This is a genomic window from Streptomyces sp. NPDC002619 (assembly GCF_042889305.1).
Lineage (GTDB): Bacteria > Actinomycetota > Actinomycetes > Streptomycetales > Streptomycetaceae > Streptomyces.
Window position 1 is genome coordinate 1 of sequence record NZ_JBIAQV010000097.1, and the last position, 9,749, is coordinate 9,749.

9 protein-coding genes and 1 pseudogene are annotated in these 9,749 nt (G+C 68.1%); 1 reads left to right on the forward strand and 9 read right to left on the reverse strand.

Annotated features, from left to right (window positions below):
- Positions 1 to 219: 219 nt before the first annotated feature.
- Positions 220 to 1,046 (forward strand): IS5 family transposase gene (locus ACFYXB_RS44625; RefSeq protein ID WP_389591150.1). Its coding sequence is split into 2 segments (ribosomal slippage): positions 220 to 580 and positions 580 to 1,046, totalling 828 coding nucleotides; the frame shifts between segments, so codons are not numbered across the junction.
- Positions 1,047 to 1,051: 5 nt separating this feature from the next.
- On the opposite strand, the pseudogene ACFYXB_RS44630 reads toward ACFYXB_RS44625, so the two are convergent.
- From ACFYXB_RS44630 to ACFYXB_RS44670, 9 genes and pseudogenes are all read right to left on the reverse strand, one after another.
- Positions 1,052 to 1,321 (reverse strand): annotated as a pseudogene (locus tag ACFYXB_RS44630) (zinc ribbon domain-containing protein); the annotation flags it as partial.
- A 25-nt stretch (positions 1,322 to 1,346) separates the two neighbouring features.
- On the reverse strand, positions 1,347 to 2,336 hold the full coding sequence (locus tag ACFYXB_RS44635) for a zinc-dependent alcohol dehydrogenase family protein (RefSeq protein WP_388506879.1): 990 nt from the start codon (positions 2,334 to 2,336) through the stop codon (positions 1,347 to 1,349).
- Positions 2,333 to 3,220 carry a carbohydrate ABC transporter permease gene (locus ACFYXB_RS44640; RefSeq protein WP_388506881.1) on the reverse strand — a complete coding sequence of 296 codons (888 nt, stop codon included), beginning with the start codon at positions 3,218 to 3,220 and terminating at the stop codon, positions 2,333 to 2,335. The genes ACFYXB_RS44635 and ACFYXB_RS44640 overlap by 4 nt, the downstream gene beginning before the upstream one ends.
- A complete protein-coding gene (locus ACFYXB_RS44645) occupies positions 3,217 to 4,176 on the reverse strand; it encodes a carbohydrate ABC transporter permease (protein ID WP_388506883.1) in 960 nt (319 codons plus the stop codon). The genes ACFYXB_RS44640 and ACFYXB_RS44645 overlap by 4 nt, the downstream gene beginning before the upstream one ends.
- A 79-nt stretch (positions 4,177 to 4,255) precedes the next feature.
- Entirely contained in the window at positions 4,256 to 5,614 is a 1,359-nt protein-coding gene (locus ACFYXB_RS44650) for an ABC transporter substrate-binding protein (RefSeq protein WP_389591152.1), read from the reverse strand.
- Between the two features lie 81 nt (positions 5,615 to 5,695).
- Positions 5,696 to 6,457, reverse strand: coding sequence for a DeoR/GlpR family DNA-binding transcription regulator (locus ACFYXB_RS44655; RefSeq protein WP_388506887.1), 762 nt, complete (start codon positions 6,455 to 6,457; stop codon positions 5,696 to 5,698).
- A gap of 587 nt (positions 6,458 to 7,044) precedes the next feature.
- Positions 7,045 to 7,920, reverse strand: a complete 876-nt coding sequence (locus ACFYXB_RS44660) for a phosphatase PAP2 family protein (RefSeq protein ID WP_389591154.1) — start codon at positions 7,918 to 7,920, stop codon at positions 7,045 to 7,047.
- Positions 7,917 to 8,723, reverse strand: a complete 807-nt coding sequence (locus tag ACFYXB_RS44665) for a polyphosphate polymerase domain-containing protein (RefSeq protein WP_389591156.1) — start codon at positions 8,721 to 8,723, stop codon at positions 7,917 to 7,919. The genes ACFYXB_RS44660 and ACFYXB_RS44665 overlap by 4 nt, the downstream gene beginning before the upstream one ends.
- On the reverse strand, positions 8,720 to 9,364 hold the full coding sequence (locus tag ACFYXB_RS44670; RefSeq protein WP_389591158.1) for a DUF4956 domain-containing protein: 645 nt from the start codon (positions 9,362 to 9,364) through the stop codon (positions 8,720 to 8,722). The genes ACFYXB_RS44665 and ACFYXB_RS44670 overlap by 4 nt, the downstream gene beginning before the upstream one ends.
- Between the last annotated feature and the right edge of the window lie 385 nt (positions 9,365 to 9,749).

Sequence of the window (9,749 nt, forward strand, 5' to 3'; positions counted from 1 at the left end):
CGAATTGGTCCCAGAGCGGGTCGGTCAGCCATGATGGCAGCACGGGCACAGGTCCCCCCAGTGATCACAGAGCGTCGCAACTCCATGATCACTGGCACCTGTGCCCACCTTGCTGCCGGGGTCCCCCACGCCACCTATCTGCGCGAGCTCTAAGAACTCCTAACAGAATGGCGCTTTTGCCCTTGGAATGTTGGCGCCTGATGGGGAGTTAGCCTTCACATGAGAAGGGGTGAGCAACTGCCGTGGATCGTGTCCGATGAACTGTGGGCGCGGATCGAGCCGTTGCTCCCGGTCGTGCCCCGCCGTGCGGATCACCCGGGACGCAAGCGCCTGGACGACCGCAAGGTCCTGTCGGGCATCCTGTTCGTGCTCTATACCGGCATTCCGTGGGAGTTCCTGCCGCAGGAACTGGGCTTCGGCTCCGGCATGACCTGCTGGCGCCGCCTTCGCGACTGGAACGAGGCGGGTGTCTGGCAGCGTCTGCACGAATCGCTGCTGGCCGAACTGAACGCCGCCGGCGCTCTGGACTGGTCCCGGGCGGTGATCGACGGCTCCCACGTCCGCGCCATGAAAGGCGGCCCAAAACCGGACCGAGCCCGGTCGACCGTGCCCGAACAGGCTCCAAGCACCATCTGATCACCGAAGCGCACGGCATCCCGCTGGCAGTATCGCTGACCGGCGGCAACCGCAATGACGTCACCCAGCTCATCCCGCTGATCCAGACCGTCCCGCCGGTGCGCGGCCGACGCGGACGGCCCCGCCGGCGGCCCGATGCGCTGTACGCCGACCGTGGCTACGACCACGACAAGTACCGCAAGCAGGTCCGGGCCGTCGGGATCACCCCGATCATCGCCCGCCGCGGCACCGAACACGGCTCAGGGCTGGGCGTGCACCGGTGGGTGGTCGAACAGAGCTTCGCGCTGCTGCACTGGTTCCGCCGGTTACGCATCCGCTGGGAGATCCGCGACGACATCCACGAAGCCTTCCTCAGCCTGGCCTGCAGCATCATCTGCTGGCGACGGTTGAAGAACCTGTCACTTTGTTAGGAGTTCTAAGCCGGTTGAGCTTCGCGACGGACCAGCCCGGCCCGTAGAACGTTGAGAGCGCCCACCGTGTCCGCGTGCGCCTGGTGACCGCACTCCTGACAGTGGAACTTCTCCTGTGCGGGCCGGTTCCCCTTGGCGGTGTGCCCGCATTCGGGGCACCGCCGGGAGGTGTTGCGGGGGTCCACAGCCATCACTTCGCGTCCGGCACTCTCAGCCTTGGCGTTCAAGATCGCGAGGAACACCCCCCCTCCGGCATCGGCGATCGAACGGTTCAGCTTTCTGCAAGAGTCCCGGTAAGGCTCAGGGCAGTACGACGATCTTGCGTCCCTGGCCGGCGGCGAACTGTTCCAGTGCCTGTGGGTACTGGGTCAGCGGCAGGCGGTGGCTGATGAAGACCTGCGGATCGAGTACACCTGTGGCGAAGAGGTCCGCCGCGCGTTCGTAGCTGTGCAGTACCGCCATGGAGCCGGTGATGGTGATCTCCTGGTTGTAGATGCGGTACGGCGAGATGGTGGCCGTCGTCGCGTAGTCGGATACTCCGAACTGCAGGAAGGTGCCGGCCTTGGCGACGCGTTCCAGGCCGTCCTGGATGGCGGCGGCGTTGCCGGTCGCGTCGACGACCACGTCCCAGCCGGCCGGCCGTCCCAACTCGTCGGCCGAGAGGGCCGCTTGGGAGCAGCCCAGCTTCTCGGCCGTGGCCAGCCGCTCGGGGTTGACGTCGACGACGTCCACCGAGGCGGCGCCGGTGCGCTTGGCGAGCTCCAGCATCATCAGGCCCATCGTTCCGCTGCCGTAGATGAGCACGTGGGAGCCGAGCCTGCTGTTGAGGACGTCGTAGCCGCGCACGGCGCAGGACAGCGGCTCGATCAGGGCCGCGTTCTGGACGTCGATGTGGTCGGGCAGGCGTACGCAGTTGGCGACGGGTGCCACGGCGTACTCGGCGGCGCCGCCGGCCACGGTCACGCCGATCGCCTGCCAGCGGTCGCAGAGGTTGTTGCGGCCGGCTCGGCAGTAGTGGCATTCGTTGCAGTACAGGGAGGGGTCGACGGCGACTCGGTCGCCGACGGCGAGTTCGGTGACCTCGCTGCCGAGGCCGACGACTTCTCCGGCGAACTCGTGGCCCGGTATGACAGGGAGGGTGGGTGCGAACTCGCCCTGGAGGATGTGCAGATCGGTCCCGCACAGGCCGCAGGCCGCCACGTCGACCACGACTTCGCGCGGCCCGGGGGTGGGGTCGGGCACCGTGGTGACGGTGACCTTGCCGGGGGCTTCGATGACAGCGGCTTTCACTTGACTGCTCCTAGGGACAGGCCGCGGACCAGTTTGTCCTGGGCGGCGAAACCGGCGATGAGGACCGGCAGGGAGACGAGCGTGGCGGCGGCGCAGAGCCGGGCGAGGAAGAGGCCTTCACTGGTGATGAAGCCGACCAGGAAGACCGGCGCGGTGGAGGCGTTGGTCGCGGTGAGGTTGACCGCGAACATGAACTCGTTCCAGCTGAAGATGAAGCAGATCAGTGAGGTGGCGGCGAGTCCGGGCATGGCAACCGGGGCGACGACCCGCCACAGCACGGTCAGCAGGTTGGCCCCGTCGACCTCGGCCGCCTCCAGGATCTCCTTGGGGACCTCGGCGAGGAAGGAACGCATCATCCACACCGCGATCGGGAGGTTCATGGCGGTGTAGAGGACGATCAGCGTCCACACGTTGTCCAGCATCCCGGCGTCCTTGACGATCAGGTACACCGGCAGCAGGGCCGCGATGGCCGGCAGGAACTTCGTGGACAGGAAGAAGAACATCACATCCGTCCACTTCTTCACCGGTTTGATGGACAGCGCGTACGCCGTCGGCACCGCCAGGGCGAGCACCAGCAGCGTCGAAATGATGCTGGCCATGGCCGAGTTGAGGAGGAAGGGGGTGATGTCCCGGCTGAACAGCAGCTTGTACTGGTCGAAGGTGAGCGGGGCGAGGAGGCTGGGTGGGTTGGTCGCCGCGTCCGCCTCCTGGTGGAAGGAGGTGAGCACCATCCAGGCCACCGGCGCGAAGAAGGCGAGCGTGGCGAGCCAGGCCACGAAGGTCCACAGCGGCGACAGGCGGGGTGCACCGCCGTGGTCGTCGCGGCGGCGGATGAGTTTCTTCAGCCTCGTGCCGGGGGTGGCTGCTGCTGCGTGAGCGGTCATCGGGATACCTCCTCGCGGAAGAGCGACGCGATGGTGCGCAGGGCGAAGGTCGCGATCACGATCGCGCCGAGGACGACGACGACGCCGGCGGCGGCTGCCTGGCCGTACTCGTACTTGCGGAACATGGTCAGGTAGATCTCGTAGGGCAGGTTGGTGGTCTGGGAGCCGGGGCCGCCCTGGGTGATGGTGTAGACCGCGTCGAAGGTCTGCACGACGTAGATCGTGCCGAGCAGGATGCCCAGTTCGATGTACTGGCGCAGGTGCGGCAGCGTGATGTGCCGGAAGGTCTGCAGGGCCGACGCCCCGTCGACGCGGGCGGCCTCCAGGACGTCACCGGGCTGCGCCTGCAGGCCGGCCAGGAGGATCAGCATCATGAACGGCGTCCACTGCCACACCAGAGAGATGACGACGGCGGGCATGGGATACGAGGAAACCCAGTCGACGGTAGGGCCGTTGGCGGCTCCGAAGAGCCTCCACACGGCGTTGAGGGTGCCGTTGAGCAGGCCGTAGTCGGGGTTGTAGATGGCATGCTTCCACAGCAGCGCGGCCGCGACCGGCATGACCAGGAACGGCGCGATGAGCAGAGTGCGCGCCAGACCGCGGCCGACGAACCGGCGGTCGAGCAGCATCGCCAGGCCGAGGCCGAGAAGCACGCTGACGAGCACCACCGACGCGGTGAGGACGACGGTGTTGAGGACCGCGGTGCGCAGCCGTTCGTCGGTGAAGACGAACTTGAAGTTGGACAGGCCGACGAAGTGCCTCTCGCCCGGCTTGAGGATGTTCCACTGGAAGGTGGAGATGACGAGCGTGGCCACGAAGGGCAGTTGGGTGACGATGATCGTGAAGATCAGCGCCGGCAGCAGCGGGATGCGGCGCTTCCACGTCCCGGCGCCGGAGGAGGTGCGCGGCCTGCTGGGGGGTGGTGCTGTCTTGGGGGGTGCGGTGAGCGTGGTCATGGATGGTTCCTCTGCCGGTGACGGCCGGGGTGGGGGAAGCGGCGCCCGGCCGACGCGGAGGCCGGCCAGGCGATGAAGGTCACTTCTGGTAGTTCTTCGCGACGTCCTCGGCGAGCTTCTGGCCGTCGCCCAGCGCCTTGTCCACGCTGGTCTTGCCGGCGATGGCGGCGGAGATCTCCTGGGTGACCTTGGTGCCCAGGTCCTGGAACTCGGGGATGGCCACGTACTGGACACCCACGGTCGGGCGGGGCTGGACACCCGGGTTGGCCGGGTCGGCGCCCTCGATGGACTTCAGCGTGATGTCACCGAACGACCCGGCAGCCTTCTGGTACTGCGGGATCGCGTACGTGCTGGCCCGCTTGCCGGACGGGACGCGCGCCCAGCCGAGCTTCTCGCCGACCAACTTCTCGTACTTCTTGCTGGAGGCCCACAGCATGAACTTCGAGGCGGCATCCGCGTTCTTCGTCGTCTTGGGCATGGCCCACGCCCAACTCCACAGCCAGCCGCTGCTCTTGGTCTGGGCGGTCGGCGCGTACACGTACCCGACGTGACCGGCGATCTTGCTGGAGCTGGGGTCCTCCAGCGAACCGGCCGCGCTGGTCGCGTCGTACCACATCGCGACCTTCTTCTGGCTCATCGCGTTCAGGCACTCGGTGAAGCCGGACTGTGCCGCACCCGCCTCGCCATGCTGCTTGACCAGGTTGACGTAGAAGTTGGTGGCCTTCTTGAAGGCGGGGCTGTTGACCTGGGCCTTCCAGTCCTTGGTGAACCAGGTGCCGCCGAAGGTGTTGACCATGGTGGTCAGCGGCGCGCCCAGCTCACCCCAACCGGCAAGTCCCCGCAGGCAGATGCCCCGCATGCCGGGCTCGGCGCCGTCGACCTTGGCCGCGATGTCCGCGATCTGCTGCCAGGTCGGGTGCTCGGGCACCGTGACGCCCTTCGCCTTCATGACGTCCTTGTTGTACATGAGGAAGGACGACTCGCCGTAGAACGGCAGGGCATAGAGCTTGCCGTCGGCCCCGGAGAGGGAGGTGACGATCGGCTTGAGCAGGTCGGCCTTGTCGAAGCTGGTGTCCTTGTCGGCGTAGGAGCCGAGTTCGTGCAGCCAGCCGTTCTTGGTCCAGATGGGGACCTCGTAGGCGCCGATGGTGGCGACGTCGTACTGGCCGGCCTGGGTGGCGATGTCCTGGGTGACCTTGTCGCGCAGTTCGTTCTCGGGCAGGACGGTGAAGTTGACCTTGATGCCGGTGTCCTTGGTGAAGGTGCTCTTGGTCAGCTTCTGGATGTCCTCCATCTGCGGGTTGCCGACCATCAGCACGTTGATGCTCTTGCCCCCGCCACCGGAGCTCGATGAACCACCCGCCCCGCTGCAGGCGACCAGCAGGGAGCCCGTGGCCGTGGCCGTGGCGAGGACGTGGATCATTCTCCATGTACGCATGACTGACTCCAGGGATGTTCGAGGGCATGGGGAACCACGCCCCGGCCTTGCGGGATGGGATGTATGGGGGCGGACCGCGGCTCAGGCCTGGATGACCTGGGGTCCCAGCAGCGCGTAGCGTCGGGCCTCGGAACTGTGCAGTCCCGCATCGGTGACGATGGCCTCGAAGTCCGTGACCTGCGCGAAGCGGCAGAAGCTCACCGCACCGAATTTGGTGTGGACGCCGGAGAACACCCGGCGTTTGGCGACTCGCATGACCTCGGCCTTCAGTGCGCTGACCGCGGGGTCGGGGGTGGTGAGTCCGTACTCGCGGGAGATGCCGTTCGCGCCGACGTACGCCAGGTCGATGGCGAAGCCGGACAGCATGCGGGTGGCCCAGTGGTCGACGGTGGCCAGCGTCCCGCCGCGCACCCGGCCGCCGAGCAGCAGCACGTTGATGTTCTCGGCGGAGGCCAGGGTCCCCGCGGTGGACAGCGAGGCGGTGACCACGGTCAGTGGCCGGTCGCGGGGGAGGGCGGCGGCGATGAGCTGCGGGGTGTAGCCCTCGTCGATGTAGACGGTCTCCGCGTCGCCGAGGAGTTCGGCCGCGGCGGTCGCGATCCGGGACTTCTCGGGAACGTGCATGGTGGTCCGGGCCGTGAGCGTGGTCTCGAAGCCCGCGCTCTCCACTGGATGGGCGCCGCCGTGGGTGCGCCGGACCAGCCCGTGCCTTTCCAGCAGGTTCAGATCGCGTCTCACGGTCTCCTTGGAGACCCCGAGGTCGGCAGCCAGCTTTCCGACGTCCACGGATCCGGAACGGCGTGCCGTTTCCAGGATTCCGCGTCTTCGTTCCTCGGTGTCCACGGCGACACCTCCGTTTCACGGCTCCGCAATCAGTGCCTGAGTGGGCGGCATTCCGGAGCCCGGCCCGTTCGGGCTCTGGTGGCCCAATTTGTACAAGCGGATTGCGCCTACTGACCAGGCTCGTCGTAGCGAACTTCGTGACCGAATATGCCCGCTTTTCGGAACGCGGGGCCCTGGTCGATGCAGTGGAGGGCCCGGGGCGCGGGAAGTCGACGCCTGTTTGCTGACTGAATTGTGCCCGCTTGCTGCCCGTGTCCCGGATGGATCAGGACACCGGCCGGGATCCAGCGCGGACATCCGGCGCCCTGTAGGCGGCTCCGTGGTTGTGTTTCCCCGTGTGGCTCGATCACCACCGACCAACGGTCACCTGCGTCAGCCCAGCTTCTGCATGGTCAGCGTGATCGGCGCGTTCCGCGTGCAGGGCGGCGAGCGTCTCGGTCAACGACCCGGGACTGAAGGTCCCGGGCTTGCACAACGGGCATCACTGGCGGTGATGCTGCGTTTGCGTCCAGCCCTGTCCCGCTGGCGCGGGGGCATATGGATCCGTCGTTTTCCACCCATCAGGACCCGCGCCCGTGGTGACAAGGTCACGAGGTGACCAGCACATAGTCGCCGATCAGGGCGCCGAGCAGGGCGCCGGCCAGGATGTCGCTGGGTACGTGCCCCGCCATGTAGACGCGCGAGTAGACCACCTCGGCCTGCATCCACTGGTAGTCGGTTGCCCGGTGCGGGGCGAAGTGGCTGAGCACGGTGACGGCGGCGGAGGAGGCCGCGGCGTGCGAGGACGGATACGAGCAGGGGCACGCGTTCCCGTTCCGCTTCTTCTTCTCCGGCCGCAGCGACGGGTCGAGGACGTACGGGGAGGGTTGCCGGTAGCGGGCGGACAGCCGGCTGCTGATCGTCTTGGCCATCTTCAGGGCGGCCTTGAGCCGGGTCCGCGCCGCGTCCCCTTGGCCCGCCGGGAGCAGTTCACGCTGGTCGGACAGGTACAGCTGCCAGATGTCCTGCTTCCCGTGGACCTCGAGCCAGCTTGCGGCCTTCCTCCCGGCGGCGGTACGCGCCCGGGCGAGAGTCCTGAGCTGCCCGAGCTCGGCGCTCCGCTGGTCCCCCGGCGGCGGAGCGGGGACCTGCTGCGCCACCCAGACAAGGAAGGCCTTGTCGTCGCGGGCGGAGCCGTGCCGGGTACGCCACTGGGCGAACAGCCGGTCCGCCGCCCGCTTCTGCTCGGCGAGCCTGGTGGTCCAGCCGCTGACGTCGGTGTCGGGGAACAGCGCGGGCGGGGGGTTCTGCCGGATCCGTTCGACCGCGTGGGGCTTGGCGGCGCCCGCGGCGAACATCTGCGACCCGACCACGCCCAATATGGCTGCCAGCGCCGCGACGACGGCGACCGCCTTGTACCGCCAGGTGGCATCGCCGGAGGCCGCCGCACGGGCGGGTTCCTTCCGGTGGTTCCGGGCGCTCACCACGACACCGGCGGTTCCGGGCACACCAGGGTGTGAAAGCGGTTCCGGGCGAGACGGCGTACGTCATGGTCAGGGAGACCCGGAACCAGCAGGGCCTGCCCGACCTGGTACTTGCTGAGCGAGAGCGGCTGGGTGCCCAGCTTGATGAGCAGCCGGTCGGCGGCGGCCGGACGGAGCCCGCCCTTGGTCTCGACGAGCACCAGGTCATGGTCCAAGGCGGCGGCCGCGTCGCCGCGATGGCAGCTCAGCCGGCCGTCGAGGGTGACCCGGCTGCCCCCGTCCAGGTCGGCGAGGGCGGCGCGTACGTAGCGGACCTCTGCGGCCGGGGACAGGGAGGCCGCCGCGACGGGTACGCCGTCGCCGCGGAACACGTTGTCGACGAACGCGGTGGCCCTGGCCCCCAGGCGGCCGTACTCCTCGGCCTGGATCGTGCACGCGTGCTTGACCGTCGCGCCGCGGCCGTCCTTGGTCTTGACCTCGGCGCGGCACAGCCTGTCCTCGGCATACAGCCGCGTACGGACCTTCCAGCGGCGCCGGCGCCCCTGGGCATGGGCACGCCAGGCGCTCAGTCCGGGGGTGTCGAAGTACGTGCTGTAGTACCCGGTGGTACGGCGGCCACCGAGGTCCAGGACGTGATGGGTCTGCGCGAGGACCGCCACGAACCAGCGTGCCGTGGCGAGCGGGACCAGATACTTGCGGTCGACCCGGTGCTGCAGCGCGGCGGCCGCGTCGACCTGCGTCAGCGTCGCACCGCGCAGCCCGGCCAGACCGAGCGAGTCGGCGAAGGAGACCGGGCCGGTCACACGGGCCTGCTCTCGACCATGCCGAACCACGCCGGATCCGGGCTCACCCCGTCGTCACGCACGTCCCAGTTCACCGATCTGTCGGTGCGGTACTGGACCGAGACACGCGTCGTCTCCCGTACGTAGTCGACCTCGTCCACCAGCACCGCCACCGGCTCCTGACCGAACCGGAACGCCACGTCCTGGTGGATCGCACCGGGGTTGGCGTACAGCCGGTCCAAGGTCAGCTTCACCACCCAAACCGGCTGTTGCACATGCGGGCCGTCCATGACCGCAACCGCCCCCAGCATCAGCGCGTCCAGAGCGACGACGAACCAGGTCTCCCGCTGCGGCAGTCCGCTGCACAGGGCGATGACCAGCGCCACAAAGGTGTACGCGACATCCTTGGCGGTGAAGGCGGCGCTGCGCAGCCGTACCAGCGAGAGCATGCCGAACAGGCCGAAGCCCACGCCGGCCGGGAATCTCCCGGCGCTCATCGCGCCCATGGCCGCGAACAGGCCGATGTTGAGCGCGGTGAGCATCAGCGGCATCTGCGGCGCGGGACGGCCGCGCCGGTGCAACAGGCCCACCAGCGCCATCAACGCGAGAATGTCGAGCCCACCCCGGGTGACCAGGTCCCAGGGCCCCGCACCTGCCGTCATGCGCACCGCCTTGCCAGCACTGTCCATTCATTCGGGACAATCCGTCCAGAGAGATTGGACGACGGTAGCCGGGCGGCCAACCCCGGGCAAGCGACTGCCACGCACCGCTGACGGCCGAGGCATACGAGAAACAGCAGATGGGAGGCGTTGGCCGACATAACCAACGCATTCCGGCCACGCATACGTGTCACCCGATGGAGTGATCGATGCCGGGAGGTGGAGCGGTGAGCTCGGCTGTTCAACTGTCGAAGTCGACGGTGAGCGCGTCCGACACGGCGAAGGTCTGGCAGTTGACTTCCTCCCCCTCGTGAACGAGGGGGATTCCCTTATGAGGGGGTTCGGCCGGTCGCCCGGCTTACGGGTTCCTGTTTCACGGACCGGCTGA

Bases quoted from the DNA above. Each gene is read 5' to 3' on its own strand.
- ACFYXB_RS44650 (WP_389591152.1), bottom strand. From the start codon at position 5,614: ATGCGTACATGGAGAATGATCCACGTCCTCGCCACGGCCACGGCCACG.
- ACFYXB_RS44670 (WP_389591158.1), bottom strand. From the start codon at position 9,364: ATGACGGCAGGTGCGGGGCCCTGGGACCTGGTCACCCGGGGTGGGCTC.
- ACFYXB_RS44640 (WP_388506881.1), bottom strand. From the start codon at position 3,220: ATGACCGCTCACGCAGCAGCAGCCACCCCCGGCACGAGGCTGAAGAAA.
- ACFYXB_RS44645 (WP_388506883.1), bottom strand. From the start codon at position 4,176: ATGACCACGCTCACCGCACCCCCCAAGACAGCACCACCCCCCAGCAGG.